Below are 17,826 nucleotides of genomic sequence, written 5' to 3'. Positions count from 1 at the left end.
CGTTGATTTTTGGCACGCTGTTGAGTTCTCAAGGAACGGACGCTTCCTTTGTACTCACCCTCTCGGGCTTTCCTCCGGGCAGTTTCCCTTCGGTCCAAACTCTATCAGTGTTTTTCCGTCCCCCTGACCACCTCACTGCAGGCATGCAGAAGGTGACCCCGAGATAGGATCTGACAAGTGTGGGTGCTGCTGAACCCAGGACGCTCAGTCGCGCCGCTCGGCCTCAAGCAGGAGTACGACTGTACACGCGGCCGGGAAGCGGGTGCAAATCGATAGAGCTGGTGGTCTAGACCACTATCCGGTATCTTCCATGCGGAACCGTCAGTTCATCTGACATAGCCTGCTCCACAGTGCGCCGTCCGGTACAGGCAGTGACGGCCCAGATGGATCTCCACCCCTGGGAGGCTTCCCATGACCACCGTGACGTCCCCGATTGCAGGACGCGCCATCGGCCTGGCAGCAGTGCCGGATCCAGTCTTCTCCGGGGCCATGGTGGGCCCGGGTACGGCCATCGACCCCGTGCGCGAGCCGTCCGAGGCCGTTGCTCCCGTGGCCGGAGTCATCGTCTCTCTTCATCCGCACGCCTTCGTCGTTGTCGACGAGCACGGGCACGGTGTGCTCACACACCTGGGTATCGACACCGTGCAGCTCAACGGTGACGGTTTCGAACTGCTCGTGAACAAGGGCGACACCGTGACTCGGGGACAGGGCGTGGTCCGCTGGAACCCGGCCGCCGTGGAAGCCGCCGGCAAGTCCGCCGTGTGCCCCATCGTGGCGCTCGAGGCCACTGCCGAGGCTCTCTCCGATCTTCGTGACGATGGTGACGTGAAGGCCGGCGACAGTCTTTTCGTCTGGAAGTGACGTCAGTGCCGTCATGTGGCGGCAAGCAGGACAACCACCGCGGCGGCGGGACCCGCCGCACTATCGGAGACGGGTGAGATGGAGACAACGCTGCGAGGCGTCGGTGTGAGTCACGGTGTGGCGATCGGCGAGGTTCGGCACATGGGCACGGCGGTGCTGGAACCGCCTGCCAAGCAGATTCCGGCGGAAGACGCGGAGCGTGAACAGGGGCGCGCCCGCCAGGCCGTGGACGCTGTGGCGGCCGATCTGATGGCGCGCGGCAATCTGGCCGGGGGCGAGGCCCAGGCGGTGCTCGAGGCGCAGGCCATGATGGCGCAGGACCCCGAGCTGATGGCGGATGTCGAGCGGCGTATCACCGTCGGGAGCACGGCCGAGCGTGCCGTGTACGACGCCTTCGCCGCGTACCGCGCCCTGCTGGCCGGTGCCGGCGAGTACCTGGCGGGTCGTGTGGCCGACCTGGATGACGTGCGGAATCGTATCGTCGCCCGGCTGCTCGGAGTGCCGATGCCGGGTGTTCCGGACAGCGACGAGCCGTACGTTCTTATTGCACGTGACCTTGCGCCTGCCGACACGGCGCTGCTCGACCCCGCTCTGGTCCTCGGTTTCGTCACGGAGGAGGGTGGGCCGACCAGCCACAGCGCGATTCTGGCGCGGGCGCTCGGTGTTCCGGCCGTGGTGGCCCTGCCGGGTGCCGGTGAGCTCGCCGAGGGCACGGTGATCGCTGTCGACGGCAGTACCGGCGAGATCTTCGTTAATCCCAGCGAGGAGAAGAAGGCGCAGTTGGAGGCCGCGGCCGCCGAGCGCAAGGCAGCGCTCGCCGCCTCGACCGGTCCTGGCGCCACCTCCGACGGTCACAAGGTGCCGCTGCTGGCCAACGTGGGCGGGCCTGCGGACGTGCCGGCCGCAGTCGAGGCCGGGGCCGAGGGTGTGGGTCTGTTCCGTACCGAGTTCCTCTTCCTGGACGACAGCAAGAACGCCCCGTCGGAGGCGAAGCAGGTCGAGGCGTACCGGCAGGTGCTCGAGGCGTTCCCCGAGGGCCGTGTGGTTGTGCGTGTGCTGGACGCCGGCGCGGACAAGCCGCTGGAATTCCTCACGCCGGCCGACGAGCCCAATCCGGCGCTGGGCGTACGCGGTCTTCGGACGCTGCTCGACCACCCCGAGGTTCTGCGCACCCAGCTGACGGCGCTCGCGAAAGCCGCGGAGGGTCTGCCGGTGTACCTCGAGGTCATGGCCCCGATGGTCGCGGACCGTGCCGACGCCAAGGCGTTCGCGGACGCGTGCCGTGAAGCGGGACTGCAGGCGAAGTTCGGCGCCATGGTCGAGATTCCTTCGGCCGCGCTGCGGGCTCGGTCGATTCTGCAGGAGGTCGAGTTCCTGTCACTGGGGACCAACGACCTCGCGCAGTACACGTTCGCGGCCGATCGTCAGGTGGGTGCGGTCTCCCGTCTGCAGGATCCGTGGCAGCCCGCGCTGCTCGATCTGGTTGCGCTGTCCGCGGAGGCGGCGAGGGCCGAGGGCAAGAGCTGTGGTGTCTGCGGTGAGGCGGCGTCGGACCCGCTGCTCGCATGTGTGCTGACCGGTCTTGGTGTCACTTCCCTCTCCATGGGTGCCGCGTCGATTCCCTATGTGCGGGCCACTCTCGGCAAGTACACGCTGGCCCAGTGCGAGCGTGCTGCTGCGGCGGCCCGGGCCGCGGAGAGCGCCGAGGAGGCACGCAACGCGGCTCAGGCGGTGCTGTCCGGCGAGTAGCCGAGTCAGCCCGTCGGCTGTGTGTTTCGCCAGCTGTTCTTTAGGGGCGCTCCACCCGTAGGTGGAGCGCCCCTTCTGCTTTCAGTGGCGGTGACCCGGTGTCTGTCCTTCCTCTCCGAGGTCCGGCGGTACGCAGTAGTCGACGTCCGATTCCGGGGAGATCAGATCTCCGGACTCGATGTCGGTGCAGTAGGCGTCGAACACCTCGCCGGCCGTGAGGGGTTCGAGGCCTTCTCCGCGCAGACGCCAGCCGTAGACGCGGTCGGTGGTGCCGGGGGCGCTGGTGCGGATGACGAGCCCGCCCGGGCTCTGGGTGGCGATGCCGAGCGCCAGGACGGTGGTGAATTCGAGGGCTTCGGCCTCGTCGAGTTGGATGCCGCCTTGGTCGTCTTCGTCTGCGTGGAGGACGGAGACGAGTGTCTCGGGTGTTGCCGAGACACTGCAGACCAGGTGCCGGTTGCCTGCCTCTGCTGTGTGGAGGATGCGGACGAGAAGATGGGAGGCGCGTGTGAAGGCGGCGCGGCCGATGTCCTCGCCGCAGGAGGCGCAGGCTCCGAGGCGGGCGAGGAGTGTGGATGCGTACTCCCAGGTCGCCTGTCGGACGGCTTCGTCGACAAGGGCGGGGACCAGGTCGGCCAGGGGCTGGCCCTCGTAGGGAAGCACGGGTCCTGTGGTGGCCAGTTCGGCGGTGAAGCGTGTGCGGCTGGACTGGACGTCGGGGTCGAGGCCCGTGTCCGCGCAGAATTCCGCGTACTCCTGCGGGTCGAAGAGGGCGACGGCGGTGTGGCTGCCTTGGGAGGCGCGTGTTTTGAGGAGCGCCTCGACCTGTTGGAGGTAGTTCGTGTGGTTGTCGAAGGTGAAGCTGCGGTAGCGCCGCATGGCGCGGAAGTCGTGCTCGTCGGTCAGCAGGCCGATGGTGCCTGCGATTTCGCGGCGCAGGTCGCGTCGCATGGTCTGGTGGTCGGTGTGCGCCATCTTTCCCCCTGTGCACGGTCGATCAATGCTCACTCACAGTAACCGTCGGCACTGACAATGGCGTCCGCGCGAGGCGATCACGGACCAGGCGGTGCTGAATCAGGCTGGTCAGGCCGATCATGGCGCCGAAGGCCAGCCAGCCGGCCGGGCCAGTGGTGATGGCCGCGGTGACGGCCAGTGGCCCGACGCTGCGTTGGGCGGACTGGGCCAGGCCGTGCACGCCGAGGTAGGCGCCCTGCGCGGTGCCGGGGGCGAGGGCGACGGAGAGTTCCCAGGAGATGGTGGCGTGGAGCATCTCGGCCAGGGTGAAGGCGGCGGCCGAGGCTGTGAGGAGCAGGGTCGCGGTGACGGTTTCCCGGGTGGCAGAGAGCGCCATGGCGATGCCGCCGAGAGCGAAGACGGCTGACAGCGGGAGAAGAAGCGCGCGGGCGGCCCCAGTGGTGGTCCCGAAACGGGCCAGCGGGACCTGGAGGGCCACCACCATCACGTTGTTGAGGACCAGCAGCAGGGGCGCGAGGCCTTGCGGTGCGTTGGCCGCGTGAGCGATCCAGAGGGGCAGGCCGACCTTGAAGACGGCGTCGTCGAGGAAGAGAACGGTTTCCGTGGCGACGTAGGCGAGGTAGGTGCGGTCGCGCCAGGGATTTGTGCTTGCCGGCTTGGTCGCGGGTGCCGGCGTCTTCGAGGTGGCGACGGTGCGGGAGACGGACGGAGGCTCGCCACAGCGCAGGGTGAGGAGGGCGGAGGCGAGGAAGGAGAGGGCGTCGCCGGCGAGAAGCCACTGGTAGGCGGTGGTGGTGCCGAGAGCCAGGGCAGCCGCGGCAGCGAGACCGCCCAGTGCCCAACCCGCGTTCGCGATGGTGCGGTGGACGGCCTGGTAGCGAACGCGCTCGGGTCCTGCCACGCGGGTGGCATAGAGCCTGGTGAGGACGCTTGCCGCGCGGTCTCCGAGGCTGCCGACCGCGGAAAAGGCGAGAAGCAGGGCGTAGTCGTTCGTGGTCAGGAGCGCCAGGGAGGCCAGTGCACGCAACATTTGGACGGCGAGCAGAACGCGGGTGAGCGGGAATCGGTCGGCGATGCGGCCCCCGAGGGGCGCTCCTGCGATGCCGATGGCTCCTGCGGTCGCGGCGAGCGTGCCGACCTGGGTGACGGAGAGGCCCGAGACGTAGGTGAAGTACAGGACGGATACGGAGGCCCACAAGCCGCTGCCGATGCGGTCGACGAGGGCGATGGTGAGCATTCTGCGTCCGTCGCGCCCTCCTGGTACGCGGTTCGACCATGCGGCTGCGCGGCGCATCGGATGCACTGCTCCCCCTTGCCTTCAGTTATGTACTGGTACATAATTTCCAACGTGGCAATACAATATGGGATCTCTGGTACGACGGCCAAGGGAATTGCGGGGTCGGTCGAACGGGCCGTGGCGGATGGGTCGTTGGGCCCTGAGGCCGCGCTGCCTCCCGTGCGACGGCTCGCGGACGACCTAGGGGTCAGTCCCGGTACGGTCGCCGCCGCTTACAAGGAATTGCGCCGACGGGGCATCGTCGTCACGCGCGGGCGTGGCGGGACCGTGGTGGCGCCGGCTCCCGCGGTGGCGTCGCGGCGGCCGCCCAAGGTCCCGGAGGGGTTGCGGGACTTGTCCGGCGGGCACCCGGATCCCGCCCTGCTGCCCGCTCTCGTACCGCCGTCACGGCTGTCCCCCGGTGCCCGGTCGCACCGTTCGACGCCGAGGCTGGCGCGGCTGGAGGACGCTGCGCGTGACTGGATGGGGGCCGATGGGGTGCCCGTGGAGCACGTGACGTTCGCGCATGGGGCGCTGGATCTGATCGGGCGGCTGTTGTCCGTGGAGCTGCGGCCCGGAGACGCCGTGGCGATGGAGGACCCGGGGTATCACCATCTACTGGATCTGATCACGGCGTTGGGGCTGCGCATCGTGCCGGTGGCCGTGGACGACGAGGGAGTGCGGCCCGAGGCCCTGCGTGGGGCGCTGCGGGCGGGTGTACGTGCTGTGGTGTGCAGTCCTCGGGCGCAGAATCCGTTCGGCGGCTGCTTCTCCGTGGCGCGCCGGGACGCGCTCGTGGACGTGCTCCAGGACGGGCCGGACGTGCTGGTGGTCGAGAACGACCACGCGTCCGCCGTCGCCGCTGCGCCCCTGCACTCGTTGACCGCGAGCGGGATGACGCGCTGGGTGCATGTGCGCACGGTGAGCAAGTTCCTCGGGACCGATCTGCGGTGGGCGGCGGCTGCGTGTGACGAGACCACCCTGGCCCGCCACGACGGGCGGTTGCTGCTGACCTCCGGCTGGGTCAGTCACCTCCTCCAGGAGACCGTGCACGGGTTGCTGACCGACGCCGCCACGCGCGCGTTGGTGGCGCGCGCCCAGGAGACGTACGAGGAGCGCCGCGGCGCTCTCCTGCGAGAGCTGGACGCTCGTGGCATTCCGGCATGCGGGGCCAGCGGGATGAACCTGTGGGTGCCCGTGCAGGACGAGTCCGCCGTGGTGAACGGGCTGCGCTCGCATGGCTGGTGGGTTGCCGCCGGGGCCCGGTTCCGGTCGTCGTCCGCCCCGGGGGTGCGGGTCTCCGTGGCCGAGCTGGAGCCCGCCGACGGAGCGCGGCTGGCCTCGGACTTCGCTGCCGTGCTGGGTGAGTCCGAGGCCACCTACGGCGGTTGAGCCGCCCCCGTCAGGCGCGTTTGCGGGCGAGGTCCTCGTAGAAGTGCAGCAGATCCAGGTTGTCGATGGAGCCCGGATTGACGGCCCTTTCCAGCGGAGTGCCCTGGAGGAGGCGCTTGACGGGGACCTCGATGCGCTTTCCGGTGAGGGTGTGCGGAACGCCCGGGACCTCGATGATCTCGTCGGGGACGTGCCGCGGTGACAGCTGTTCGCGGATGGTCTGCTTGATGCGGGTCAGCAGGCCGTCGTCCAGGGTGGCGCCGGGAATCAGGTGCACAAAGAGAGGCATCCAGTAGCCGCCGTCGGGCTGTTCGATGCCGATGACGAGGGATTCCCTGATCTCGGGGATACGCTCGACGGCTTCGTAGATGTCGGCCGACCCCATGCGGACACCCTGGCGGTTCAGGGTCGAGTCGGAGCGGCCGTGGATGACGACGGAGCCGCGGGAGGTGACGGTGATCCAGTCGCCGTGGCGCCATACACCGGGGTAGGTGTCGAAGTAGCTGTCGTGGTAGCGACTGCCGTCGGGGTCGTTCCAGAAGCGGATCGGCATCGACGGCATGGGGTTGGTGACCACGAGTTCGCCGACCTCGTCGATCACGGGCCTGCCGGTCGGATCCCAGGACTGCAGGTCGGTGCCGAGGCCGGGTGCCTGGAGCTCGCCGATGTAGACCGGGAGAGTCGGTACGGCTCCTGCGAAGCAGGAGCACACGTCCGTGCCGCCGCTGACGGATGCGATCCACAGGTCGTCGCGCACCTCGTCGTGCAGCCAGCGGAAGCCATCGGGCGGCAGCGGGGATCCGGTCGTGGCGACGCACTGCACCTTGGAGAGGTCGAAGTCGCGGGCCGGGTGGACGCCGGCCTTGCGGCAGGCCATGACGTACGCCGCCGAGGTGCCGTAGAGGGTGGCTCCGGTCCGTTCGGCGATGCGCCATTGGGCGCCCGTGTCCGGGAAGCCGGGGCTGCCGTCGTAGAGCACGATCGTCGTTCCGGTGAGGAGGCCGGAGACGAGGAAGTTCCACATCATCCAGCCGGTCGAGGTGTACCAGAAGAAACGGTCCTCGGTGCCCAGGTCGCAGTGCAGGCCGAGCTGTTTGAGGTGCTCGATCAGGATGCCGCCCTGGGACTGGACGATCGCCTTGGGCAGGCCGGTCGTGCCCGAGGAGTACAGCACCCAGAGGGGGTGGTCGAAGGGCACCTGCTCGAAGACCGGTGCCACGTCCGCGCCGGTCAGGGCTGACCACTCCAGGGCGCCTGCAGGGGGCTCCGTCCCGAGAAGGGGGATGTGGACGACGGCACGCAGTGTGGGAAGTTCGTGGCGCAGCTCGGCGACGATGTCGCGGCGGTCGTGCTCCTTGCCGCCGTAGCGGTAGCCGTCGACGGCGAACAGGACGACCGGTTCGACCTGCTGGAAGCGGTCCAGGACGCTGCGGGCGCCGAAGTCGGGAGCGCAGGAGGTCCAGACGCCGCCCACGGCGGCCGTCGCGAGGAGGGCGACGACGGCCTGCGGGATGTTCGGGAGGTAGCCGCTGACGCGGTCCCCGGGGCGCACGCCGAGGGTGCGCAGTTCAGCGGCCAGGGAGCCGACCTGGCGGCGCAGCTCGAACCAGGTCACCGGGCGCGGCTCATGCGTCTCGTCGACGTGCAGGAGGGCCGGTTCGTCCGCGCGGGTGGCGGCCGCGCGCAGGGCGTGCTCGGCGTAGTTGAGAGTCGCCCCGGGGAACCACTGGGCGCCCGGCATCGAGCGGTCGCCGAGTACGCGCGCGTAGGGCGTCGAAAACCGTACGTCGAACCACTGGGTGAGGGCTTCCCAGAACGTGTCCAATTCGTCGACGGACCAGCGGTGCAGTGCCGCGTAGCCGCCCTCGGCGGGAGCGCCGTGCCGCTCGGCCGCCCAGGCCTGGAACTTGGTGACCTGCGCCTGGGCGATGCGTTCCGGATCTGGCTGCCAGAGCGGCTGGGGGTTCACGGTCGACATGGGGCGGCTCCCGGACTGTGCGCGTCGTATGCGTCGGTCGCGCACGGGCTGGGGTGTGCGCGTGACACGGCTGACAGGGACGATGCCATGTGATCGACTTCTACACCAGGGCGCGCCCCACATAGTCCGCATCGTGAAGATGTGGTCCTGGCACGGGTGAACGGCAGTTGAACGACACGCGCGCGTGGGGCGGTCAATGGCAGGGTGAGCAGCATGGACGGTCGTGACCTGGTGCGTTCGATAAGGGTGGTCGGTTCGGTGAGGTCGGCCCAGGGGTTGCGTACCGTGAGGGCGGCGTGGCGCAGGAGGCGTGCCGACGCCTCCGCGCTGCCGGCGCGGGGTGCCGAGCGTGCGCGGGTGCCCGGGCCGGTGCAGGAGGTGGAGCCCGGTCCCGGCGGTGGCATCGTCCGGTTCAGCCGGTCCGAGCTGCGCATCTTCGTCGCGGTGAACGGGGCGGTCTTCTGGGGCTGGGACGGGGCCTCTCCCGAGCCGTCGTACGCGCTCCCGGGCCGCTGTCCTGAGCCGGATCCCCGAGCCGTCCTGGAGCCGGACAAGGACGGCGGCTGGCGGGTCGTGGCCGAGCGGGTGACGGTCGTCGTCTCGCGGCACGGCGCGGTCGAGGTGTTCACGCCCGGAGGCGTGCCCCTGCGCCGTGATCTGCCGCCCCGGTGGTGGGAGCCCGTCGGGGGCGGCACCGCACGCTGGATGCAGCGCTCGGAGGTGGCCGCGGACGCGCGGTTCTTCGGGCTCGGCGGGCGGGCGTCGGGCCCGCGGCTGCGCGAAGGAACGTACCGCCTGTGGAATACGGACCCGGGGCGCGCGTTCGGCCCCGGAGAGGATCCGCTGTACCTCACGATGCCGGTGCAGCTGGTGGTGGCCGACGCGGCGACGCATCTGGTATTCCACGACACCTCGTGGGACGGCACGGTGACGCTGCGGGAGGGCGAGGAGGGCGCCGGTTCCGGGCACGACCGGGCGGGGAGGTGCGAGCTGCGGATGGACGGCGGCCCGCTGCGCTGCTGGGTGGTCGTGGGCACCCCCGCGCGCGTGCTGCTCACCTGGGCGTCACTGACGGGTGCGCCTGCGCTTCCGCCGGCGTGGGCGCTGGGTCATCACCACGCGCGCTGGGGCTTCGGCAGTGAGCAGGAGGTGCGGCGGATCGTCTCCGGCTACCAGGAGCGCGGGCTGCCGCTCGACGCCGTCCATCTGGACATCGACCACTACGACGAGCACCAGGTGTTCACGGTCGACCACGAGAACTTTCCGAAGCTGCCGGTGCTGGCCGAGGATCTGCGCCGGGACGGGATCCGGCTGGTGTCGATCGTCGATCCCGCGGTGAAGGCCGCGGAGGGCAACGCGGTGTACGACAGCGGGGCCGCCGTGGACGCCTTTGTGCGGGACGCTTCGGGGCGGCTCGTGCGCGGGGTCGTGTGGCCCGGGGAGGCGGTTTTCCCGGACTTCACGCACGCGCGCGTGCGTGAGTGGTGGGGCGGTCTGTATGAGGAGCGGCTCGCCCAGGGGTTCTCGGGTTTCTGGCACGACATGAACGAGCCGACGTCGTTCGCCGCTTTCGGGGAGTCGACGCTGCCGCGTTCGGCCAGGCACTCGCTGGAGGGACGGGGCGGAGACCATCGGGAGGCGCACAACGTCTACGCGCTGTGCATGGCCAGGGCTGCCTACGAGGGGCTGCGCGAACTCGCTCCCGGGGAACGGCCGTTCATTTTCTCCCGTTCCGGTTGGGCCGGGCTGCAGCGCTACGGGGGAACCTGGTCCGGTGACGTGGCCACGGGCTGGCCCGGGCTGCGGGCCTCACTGTCGCTGGTCATGGGGCTGGGGCTGTGCGGAGTGCCGTATTCGGGGCCGGATGTGGGCGGTTTCGACGGGAGCCCGTCGCCGGAGCTGTATCTGCGCTGGCTCCAACTGGGCGCGTACCTGCCGCTGTTCCGCACGCACGCGAGCCTGCGGGCGGGGCGCCGGGAGCCCTGGGAGTTCGGTGAGGAAGTGCTGGAGCACGCGCGCGTGGCGCTCGTCGAACGCCGGCGGCTGCTGCCGTACTTCATGACGCTCGCGCATCTGGCCCGGCGCACCGGAGCGCCCTATGTTCGGCCGCTGTGGTGGGCGGCGCCCGAGGACCGTGCACTGCGCGACTGCGAGGACGCGTTCCTGCTGGGCGACTGCCTGCTGGTGGCGCCGGTGCTCGACCCGGGCTCGGACCGGCGGGCGGTGCAGTTGCCCCCGGGGCGCTGGTACGACACGGTGACGGAGCAGGTGTACGAGGGGCCGGGGCAGGTGCTTCTCGACGCCCCCCTCTCGCGGATTCCGGTGCTCGCGCGCGCGGGTGCGGTCGTCCCCGTGCGCGGGGGCGACGGCGGGCTGGAGCTGGAGGTCTGGGCTCCCGCCCGGGGCCGGAGCGGGGGCGGGCTGGTGGTGCAGGACGCGGGTGACGGATGGGACGAGCCGGAACTGGAGCGCTATGTCGCCCGTTGGACGAGACGGCGACTCACCGTCGAGCGGCAGGGCGAGGGCGGCACGAGCGAGCCGCCCTACCCGGTGCGTGTGCGAGGCCTGAAGGAGGGCTGACTCAGACGTACCGGCCCTCGAACCAGGCCCGTACGGCGACCGTGTGCAGGGGGAAGGCGAGCTCCTCCGGTCTGCGCAGGAGGTGCCAGCCCTCCGTCTCGTCGGTGGCCGTGGACTGCGGGAGGCCTTCGGCCGGGCGCTCCGGGAGGAGCCCGAACAACAGCAGGTGCCCGTCGGGTGAGCTCATGGCGTCGACGAGCCGTACGTCGCGCCCGGCCGCGTCGATGCCGGTCTCTTCCTTGAGTTCGCGGACGACGGCCTGCCGCCAGTCCTCACGGTCGTCGATGTAACCACCGGGCAACGCGATGCCTCCGCGCGCGGGGGCGACGGTTCGGGTGATGACGACCAGGGCGGTGCCCTTCGTGTCGTACACGGGCTGGAGCGCGATGGCCACCGGCAGGGGGTTGCGGTAGGCCACCGCGTGGCAGGCAGGACAGGTGCGGGGCCAGCCGGAGACGCCCTCTCCGTAGGGCGCTCCGCAGCTCGAACAGTGGGAGTCGGGCGCGGAGTTGGGGGAGGCATGAGTTTCGGACACGAAGCGGAATGTATCCGATCAACTGATGGGCGTCTTCGGGGGGCGCCTCAGTGGCCGCCGGTGAGCGACTTCCAGGAGACGGGGAAGTCGAAGTAGGTGTCCGGGTAGGGCTCGGGCTTGTACGTGTAGTGCCACCACTCCTCGGCGAGGTTCACAAATCCGAGCCCCTCCATGGTGGTCTTGAGGAGCAGCCTGTTGGCGCGCTGCTCGCCCTGGATACGCGGATCGAGGGTGTGGGCCAGGGTGTCGAAGCAGTCGAACCCGGTGCCCATGTCGACGGAGTTGTCGGGGAAGCGCTGGTCCTTGGGGGCGTAGCAGGGCACCAGGGGCTCTCCCGGGTGGTACGGCCGGGTCGGTTCGGCGGGAAGCTTCACGATGGTGAGGTCCATGGTCGAGCCCCGGCTGTGGCCGGATTTCTCCGCAATGTAACCGTCCTCGAACAGACGGGTCTTGTCGACGTTCGGATAGAACTCGCTCTTCATCTCCTGGTCGTCGAGGTCCTCGGCCCAGCGCACGAAGTGGTTCACGGCGCGCTGCGGTCGGTAGCAGTCGTAGACCTTGAGGGTGTAGCCCTTGCGCCGCAGCCTCAGCTGAGCCCTGTGAAGTGCTTCGGCGGCCGGCCGGGTGAGGATGCAGATCGGCTGCTGGTAGCCCTCGATGCGCTCGCCGACGAAGTTGTGCGGGGTGAAGTAGCGCATCTCCTGGATGATCGTCGGGTCCACGGTTCTCAGGGCCACGAAGTCCTTCGGCGCCTTGGGCTCCGTCGCGGCCCGGGTGGGGGCCGAGGCGGCGGTCACGGCCAGCAGGGCGGCGAGGGCGGTGATCAGACCGCGTACTGCACTGGAGAGACGTGTCATGTCTCCTGCATCTATCAGGTCGGTGTTCCTTGCGGGAAGCGATCGGATGCAGTTCACCCCGATGCGCAGGGGGACGGCCGGAACGGAGCCCTGCCCATTTCCGGACGCCCGTGGCAGACTTCTGACGTCCCGTCAGATTCCGTTGTGGGGAGGGGCCGTGCCGCGTACGCGCACACCCGTGGTCGACGGCTGGTTCGCCGACGACGGAGACGGCTTCAGGCTTCTCGGCACGCGCTGCGTGGCGTGCGCCTCGGTCTTCTTCCCGCGCGAGGACGCCCACTGCCGCAATCCCGGGTGCCCCGGCGGAGATCTGGAGGAGGTGCCCCTTTCGCGGCGCGGGCGCGTCTGGTCGTACACCGACAGCCGGTACCGGCCACCGTCACCCTATGTGACCAATCCGGAACTTCCGTGGGAGCCGTACGCGTTGATCGCTGTGGAGCTGGAGTCCGAGCGGATCGTGGTGCTGGGGCAAGCGGCTTCCGGGGTCACCGTCGCCGATCTGACGGTGGGCATGGAGGTGGAGGTCGTCCCGGGGGTGCTCCATGAGGACGCGGAGACGATCTGGACGACCTGGCACTGGCGGCCGACGGGGGTGAGGGCATGACAGGTGAGGTGGCGGTGCTCGGCGCGGGCATGCACCCGTGGGGCAAGTGGGGGCGCAGCTTCGTCGAGTACGGGGCTGCGGCGGCCCGTGCGGCACTGGCCGACGCCGGGCTGGAATGGCGGGCCATCGGCTCGGTCGTCGGCGCCGACACCGTGCGGGGCGGCTATCCGGGCTATGTGGCCGGTGCGACCTTCGCGAAGGCTCTGGGCTGGCAGGGGGCCAGGGTGACAAGCGTGTACGCGGCGTGCGCGTCCGGCGCCCAGGCCGTCAACACCGCCCGGGCACAGATCCTTTCGGGTCTCGCGGACGTGGTCCTCGTGGTGGGTGCCGACGCGGCGCCCAAGGGGTTCTTCCGGCCGGCGGGAGGCGATCGGCCCGATGATCCGGACTGGCTGCGCTTCCGGGTTCTGGGGGCGACGAACCCGACGTACTTCGGGCTGTACGCGCGCCGCCGCATGGCCGTGCACGGCGACACTGTGGAGGACTTCGCGCAGGTCAAGGTGAAGAACTCGGTGCTGGGGGCGCTGAATCCCAACGCGCGCTACCGCAAACGGGTGACCGCTGAGGAGGTCGCCGCCTCCGCCGTGGTCGCCGATCCGCTGCGGCTGCTCGACATCTGCGCCACGTCGGACGGTGGCGCGGCTCTGGTGCTGTCGAGCATGGACTTCGCACGTCGGCACGGAGTGAGCCGGCCGGTGCGGATCCGGGCCGTGTCCACGGTGACGCCGCGTTACCCCAACTCGGTCCTCGATCTTCCTGACATCGCGACGGACTCCGCGGTGGCGGTGGAGCCTGCCACCGACACGTTCCGCGCGTCGATCGCACGGGCGGCCTACGAGGAGGCGGGCCTCGGCCCCGAGGACCTCTCCCTCGCAGAGGTCTACGACCTGTCCACCGCCCTGGAGTTGCAGTGGTACGAGGATCTGGGGCTGTGCGGGCATGGAGAGGGCGCAAAGCTGCTGCGGGAGGGGGCCACGGCCCTGGGCGGGCGCATACCGGTGAACGTGAGCGGTGGGCTGGCCTCCTTCGGAGAGGCGGTTCCCGCTCAGGCGATTGCCCAAGTGTGCGAGCTGACCTGGCAGTTGAGGCAGCAGGCGGGTGAGCGGCAGGTCGCGGGGGCACAGGTGGGCATCACGGCGAACCAGGGCCTGTTCGGACACGGATCGGCGGTGGTCGCGCTGCGATAGGCCGCGGGGCAAGCCCTTTCTCGCACTCTGCGTGATCGACCAGGAATGCTGCGTGAACGTCTCATGAACTGGGCCTGGGTGTGCGCCGGCGGAGCCATCATGCTCCCGTGCACTCCTGGACGGATACTCTCCGCTTCGCCTTCCAGCCCGTGGTCAACCTGACCACCGCAGGGGTCGCAGGGCTGGAGATACTCGCCCGCCCGGAGACCGGCGACATCCTGGCCGAGGCGCGTCGGGACCCCGAACTCGACGGCCGGCTGGCGGTGTTGGCGGTCAGGGCGGCGGCTCGCAAGGAGACGCTGCTGCCGCTGCACGTCAACGTGTTCGCGGGCACCCTGGCCGACCTCGGCGGCCTCACCCCGCTGCACACCGCCGTGCGGGAGGCGGGACGGCTGCCGTGGGAGGTGACGATCGACATCGGGCCGCCGTACACGCACGTCCCGCAGCAGGCGCTGCTCGAGGCGGTGAGCGCGCTGCGGGAGCAGGGCTTCCGCATCAGTGCCGACGGCATCGGGGACGGGGACGTACCCCTGCGGCTGCTCACCGACATGGGGCCCGACCTGGTGAAACTGGATGCGTCGCTGCTGGCGCGGCCGGCGGCGGTCAAGGCCATGCGGACGCTGTGCGAGCAGTTGGGAGCGCTCCTGTCCGTCGAGGGAGTCGAAACGGAGCTGCAGTGCGCGGCAGCGGTCTCGGCCGGTGCTCAGCTGGCGCAGGGTGAGCTGTTCGCGCCGCCGGCCCGGCTGCCCGCGGCGGACGTATACGTTCCGCCTCGCTCCCCCGGCGCCGTGGCAGTCCCGAGGTCGGGGCCTTCGGTGCTGGAATTCGTACGGCCCGCCGCGCTGCTGCCGGCCACCGCGTCGGCCGGTCAGGTACGGGCACTGCTGACCGGGTCTCCGGAGGTGTCGGGCGTGCTGCTCGTGGACGCGCACGGGCTGCCCGTCCGGTCGGTGCACCGCTCACGCTTCCTGCTGTCGATGTCGGGGCGCTATGGACATGCGCTGTACGCCGACAGGCCCGCCGCCAAGCTCGGAGACGTGCCACGGACAGTGGGCGTCGACGCGACCGCCTGGGAGGTCCTGGACGTGGTGGCCGTCGGCGACCGTGGCCGCACCTCGGATGATGTGGCGGTGGTGGACCGGAATGGGCGATGCGTGGGTGTCGTACGGCTCGCGGACCTCGTGCGGGCACTGGCCGAGAGCCGGGTCGAGGAGGCTGCCGGGCTCAATCCGCTCACCCGGCTGCCCGGCTCGGACGCGATCACCGGCGAGGTGGACCGCCGCATCGCGGACGGCAGGCCGTTCGCGCTGAGCTGGCTGGACGTGGACCACTTCAAGCAGGTCAACGACGGGGCCGGGTTCGCGGCAGGTGACGAGCTGATCCGCTCGGTGGGGCGGGCGCTGCAACACGCGGCGTCCGGGAACACTCGCGTCGGCCACATCGGTGGGGACGACTTCCTGGTGCTCGCCGAACCGGAGTGGCTGGATCCGCTGGCCGCCTCGGTGCTGGACGCCCCCTGGTCGGCCGGCGGGCGTCCCGTCACGTTGTCGCTGGCCACGGTCGTGTGCCCGCCGGGCAGTGTGACGGACCACCGGCAGGCCGCCGCGTGTCTTGCGCCGCTGAAGAAGGCTGCGAAATCGCTTCAGGGAGCGAGTTGGGTACTGGGCCGGGCGGGTCTGCCGGGCCACGAGATCCGGCGCGGCTCGGGGACGGCACCCGCCCAGGCCGGGTGCGCGGTGGCGGAACCCGGCCTAGGCTGATCGTCGTAATCGACCGGCCGTCTCTCCTTCGCTCCGGCACAACGGCGGCTGTCACCGTTGCCGTCGCCGACCTTGACGCTCTGTGGGCGCCGGTGAACACTTCCGGTGTCAGTCGACATCGCCGTACATACACGGTGTATCCAGGCACGCGCCGCGCGGGCCCCGCCTGAAGAGCAGGCCCGTTCCCCCACGGGCGATTCGGCTGCGACGGCACGCTCGTCACGGACGCCGGGCAGGGCGCGGGAGCTTTCCTGCCTTCGGCTGAAGTCGCCACGGGAAACGCACCCTGCACCGAGGACCGGGGTCGATCACCCCGGGACAGGGCCTAGGAGCCGCCATGAGCAACGCAGACACCCACGGCGAAGGCCGCGGCACGTGGAACCCGGTGGTCGGACCGCTGATCGGCGGGGTGCTTTCCGGGCTCATCGGCACAGCAGCCCTCTGATTCAAAGCAGCCTTCTGAAGGAACGACGAAGGGGACGTCATGACGGACAGGTTCGTCGCCGCTATCGACCAGGGCACCACCTCCAGCCGCTGCATCGTGTTCAACCAGGACGGTGCGATCGTCGCTGTCGACCAGCGCGAACACCGCCAGATCTTCCCGAAGCCCGGCTGGGTGGAGCACGACGCCACGGAGATCTGGTCCAAGGTGCAGGCGGTGGTCGCCGGAGCGATCGCCAAGGCCGGGCTGCGCGCCGACCAGCTCAGCGCACTCGGCATCACCAACCAGCGCGAGACCACGGTCCTGTGGGACCGCGCGACGGGCAAGCCTGTGCACAACGCCATCGTGTGGCAGGACACCCGCACCGCGGCGCTGACCAACCAGCTCGGCGGCTCGGACGGGCAGGACCGTTTCCGCGAGCAGACCGGACTGCCGCTGGCCACCTACTTCTCCGGCCCCAAGGCCGCCTGGCTGCTGGACAACGTGCCCGGGCTCAGGGCCCGCGCCGAGAACGGCGAGATCGCCTTCGGCACCATCGACTCCTGGCTCATCTGGAACCTGACGGGCGGCACCGACGGCGGACAGCACGTCACGGACGTCACCAACGCCGGGCGCACCATGCTGATGAACCTGGAAGCCCTCCAGTGGGACCCGTCCATCCTCTCCGCGATGAACATCCCCGAAGCCGTCCTCCCCGAGATCAGGTCCTCGGCCGAGGTGTACGGCACCGCCGTGGGCCAGCTGGCCGGGGTGCCGGTCGCGTCGGCCCTCGGTGACCAGCAGGCGGCCGTCTTCGGGCAGGCCTGCTATGACGTGGGCACGGCGAAGAACACCTACGGCACAGGCAGCTTCCTGCTGCTGAACACCGGCAACCGGCCGGTGGCGTCGAAGAGCGGGCTGCTGACGACCATGGGTTACAAGATCGGCAGCGAGGCGCCGGTCTACTGTCTGGAGGGGTCGATAGCCATCACGGGCGCCCTCGTGCAGTGGTTCCGCGACCAGCTGGGCATCATCCGTACCGCCGATGAGATCGAGCCCCTGGCGGCGAGTGTCGAGGACAACGGGGGAGCGTACATCGTGCCCGCCTTCTCCGGCCTGTTCGCGCCGTACTGGCGCTCCGACGCGCGCGGTGTCATCACCGGCCTGACCCGCTACGTCACCAAGGCCCACCTCGCCCGGGCCGTGCTCGAAGCGACGAGCTGGCAGACGCGCGAGGTCGTGGACGCGATGTACCAGGACTCCGGGGTGCACATCACCACCCTGAAGGTGGACGGCGGCATGACCAAGAACAACCTGCTCATGCAGCACCAGGCGGACGTGCTCGACGTCCCGGTGGTCCGCCCGAAGGTCTCCGAGACGACGTGTCTCGGCGCTGCGTACGCTGCCGGGCTCGCCACCGGCGTATGGAACGACCTCGACGAGCTGAAGTCCCACTGGCAGAAGGACGTCGAGTGGACGCCCTCCATGGAGGCCTCCGTACGGGACCGCCAGTACCACAACTGGCGCAAGGCCGTGGAGAAGAGCTTCGCCTGGGAGGAGGACGGCGAGAACTAGGCCCACGCGCGCGTGCGTGAGCCCTCTGGCTGCGGCCCGTACCCCGGTCGGCGGGGGTACGGGCCGCGCACGTGGT

The 17,826-nt window shown here is 70.0% G+C and carries 13 protein-coding genes; 8 read left to right on the top strand and 5 right to left on the bottom strand.

The annotated features are described in order from the left end of the window. Positions 1–411 precede the first annotated feature (411 nt). Positions 412–861: a PTS glucose transporter subunit IIA gene (locus ACFY1U_RS28035; RefSeq protein WP_115909440.1), complete on the top strand. Its 450-nt coding sequence runs from the start codon at positions 412–414 to the stop codon at positions 859–861. A gap of 78 nt (positions 862–939) precedes the next feature. Continuing rightward, positions 940–2,610 (top strand): phosphoenolpyruvate--protein phosphotransferase, encoded by a 1,671-nt coding sequence (ptsP, locus tag ACFY1U_RS28030; protein ID WP_390696861.1) that lies wholly within the window; start codon positions 940–942, stop codon positions 2,608–2,610. An 81-nt stretch (positions 2,611–2,691) separates the two neighbouring features. Here the strand turns inward: ptsP and ACFY1U_RS28025 are convergent, their stop codons facing one another. Together ACFY1U_RS28025 and ACFY1U_RS28020 are read right to left on the bottom strand one after the other, a co-directional pair. Next, the gene (locus ACFY1U_RS28025; RefSeq protein ID WP_390696860.1) at positions 2,692–3,585 is read right to left on the bottom strand and encodes a hypothetical protein; all 894 of its coding nucleotides are present in this window, start codon (positions 3,583–3,585) and stop codon (positions 2,692–2,694) included. A 22-nt stretch (positions 3,586–3,607) separates the two neighbouring features. Next, positions 3,608–4,822, bottom strand: coding sequence for an MFS transporter (locus ACFY1U_RS28020; RefSeq protein ID WP_390696859.1), 1,215 nt, complete (start codon positions 4,820–4,822; stop codon positions 3,608–3,610). A gap of 60 nt (positions 4,823–4,882) precedes the next feature. Here ACFY1U_RS28020 and ACFY1U_RS28015 point away from each other — a divergent pair, with 60 nt between their 5' ends. After that, a complete protein-coding gene (locus tag ACFY1U_RS28015; RefSeq protein WP_390696858.1) occupies positions 4,883–6,253 on the top strand; it encodes an aminotransferase class I/II-fold pyridoxal phosphate-dependent enzyme in 1,371 nt (456 codons plus the stop codon). Positions 6,254–6,263: 10 nt separating this feature from the next. On the opposite strand, the gene ACFY1U_RS28010 is transcribed toward ACFY1U_RS28015, so the two are convergent. Further along, positions 6,264–8,231 carry an acetoacetate--CoA ligase gene (locus ACFY1U_RS28010; protein ID WP_390696857.1) on the bottom strand — a complete coding sequence of 656 codons (1,968 nt, stop codon included), beginning with the start codon at positions 8,229–8,231 and terminating at the stop codon, positions 6,264–6,266. 213 nt (positions 8,232–8,444) lie between these two features. Here ACFY1U_RS28010 and ACFY1U_RS28005 point away from each other — a divergent pair, with 213 nt between their 5' ends. Then, the gene (locus ACFY1U_RS28005) at positions 8,445–10,811 is read left to right on the top strand and encodes a TIM-barrel domain-containing protein (protein WP_390696856.1); all 2,367 of its coding nucleotides are present in this window, start codon (positions 8,445–8,447) and stop codon (positions 10,809–10,811) included. Between the two features lies 1 nt (position 10,812). Here the strand turns inward: ACFY1U_RS28005 and ACFY1U_RS28000 are convergent, their stop codons facing one another. After that, positions 10,813–11,346 carry an NUDIX domain-containing protein gene (locus tag ACFY1U_RS28000; protein WP_390696855.1) on the bottom strand — a complete coding sequence of 178 codons (534 nt, stop codon included), beginning with the start codon at positions 11,344–11,346 and terminating at the stop codon, positions 10,813–10,815. Between the two features lie 47 nt (positions 11,347–11,393). Continuing rightward, positions 11,394–12,203 (bottom strand): M15 family metallopeptidase, encoded by an 810-nt coding sequence (locus ACFY1U_RS27995; RefSeq protein ID WP_390696854.1) that lies wholly within the window; start codon positions 12,201–12,203, stop codon positions 11,394–11,396. Positions 12,204–12,381: 178 nt separating this feature from the next. On the opposite strand from ACFY1U_RS27995, the gene ACFY1U_RS27990 reads away from it, so the two are divergent. The 4 genes from ACFY1U_RS27990 (at position 12,382) to glpK (ending at position 17,750) form a co-directional block, all read left to right on the top strand. Next, positions 12,382–12,807 carry a Zn-ribbon domain-containing OB-fold protein gene (locus ACFY1U_RS27990; RefSeq protein WP_390696879.1) on the top strand — a complete coding sequence of 142 codons (426 nt, stop codon included), beginning with the start codon at positions 12,382–12,384 and terminating at the stop codon, positions 12,805–12,807. Then, a complete protein-coding gene (locus ACFY1U_RS27985) occupies positions 12,804–13,994 on the top strand; it encodes a lipid-transfer protein (RefSeq protein WP_390696853.1) in 1,191 nt (396 codons plus the stop codon). The genes ACFY1U_RS27990 and ACFY1U_RS27985 overlap by 4 nt, the downstream gene beginning before the upstream one ends. Before the next feature lie 107 nt (positions 13,995–14,101). Continuing rightward, positions 14,102–15,754, top strand: coding sequence for a GGDEF domain-containing protein (locus ACFY1U_RS27980; protein ID WP_390696851.1), 1,653 nt, complete (start codon positions 14,102–14,104; stop codon positions 15,752–15,754). A 484-nt stretch (positions 15,755–16,238) separates the two neighbouring features. After that, on the top strand, positions 16,239–17,750 hold the full coding sequence (glpK, locus tag ACFY1U_RS27975; protein ID WP_390696849.1) for a glycerol kinase GlpK: 1,512 nt from the start codon (positions 16,239–16,241) through the stop codon (positions 17,748–17,750). Positions 17,751–17,826: the final 76 nt, after the last annotated feature.

The organism is Streptomyces sp. NPDC001351 (assembly GCF_042896045.1).
GTDB lineage: Bacteria > Actinomycetota > Actinomycetes > Streptomycetales > Streptomycetaceae > Streptomyces.
The sequence above is the reverse complement of the archived record's forward strand: the minus strand, read 5'-3'. Positions and strand labels throughout refer to the sequence as shown.

Coding starts and splice junctions, on each gene's coding strand:
- ACFY1U_RS28035 (WP_115909440.1), top strand. CDS start 412: ATGACCACCGTGACGTCCCCGATTGCAGGACGCGCCATCGGCCTGGCA.
- ptsP (WP_390696861.1), top strand. CDS start 940: ATGGAGACAACGCTGCGAGGCGTCGGTGTGAGTCACGGTGTGGCGATC.
- ACFY1U_RS28025 (WP_390696860.1), bottom strand. CDS start 3,585: ATGGCGCACACCGACCACCAGACCATGCGACGCGACCTGCGCCGCGAA.
- ACFY1U_RS28020 (WP_390696859.1), bottom strand. CDS start 4,822: ATGCTCACCATCGCCCTCGTCGACCGCATCGGCAGCGGCTTGTGGGCC.
- ACFY1U_RS28015 (WP_390696858.1), top strand. CDS start 4,883: ATGCACTGCTCCCCCTTGCCTTCAGTTATGTACTGGTACATAATTTCC.
- ACFY1U_RS28010 (WP_390696857.1), bottom strand. CDS start 8,231: ATGTCGACCGTGAACCCCCAGCCGCTCTGGCAGCCAGATCCGGAACGC.
- ACFY1U_RS28005 (WP_390696856.1), top strand. CDS start 8,445: ATGGACGGTCGTGACCTGGTGCGTTCGATAAGGGTGGTCGGTTCGGTG.
- ACFY1U_RS27995 (WP_390696854.1), bottom strand. CDS start 12,203: ATGACACGTCTCTCCAGTGCAGTACGCGGTCTGATCACCGCCCTCGCC.
- ACFY1U_RS27985 (WP_390696853.1), top strand. CDS start 12,804: ATGACAGGTGAGGTGGCGGTGCTCGGCGCGGGCATGCACCCGTGGGGC.
- glpK (WP_390696849.1), top strand. CDS start 16,239: ATGACGGACAGGTTCGTCGCCGCTATCGACCAGGGCACCACCTCCAGC.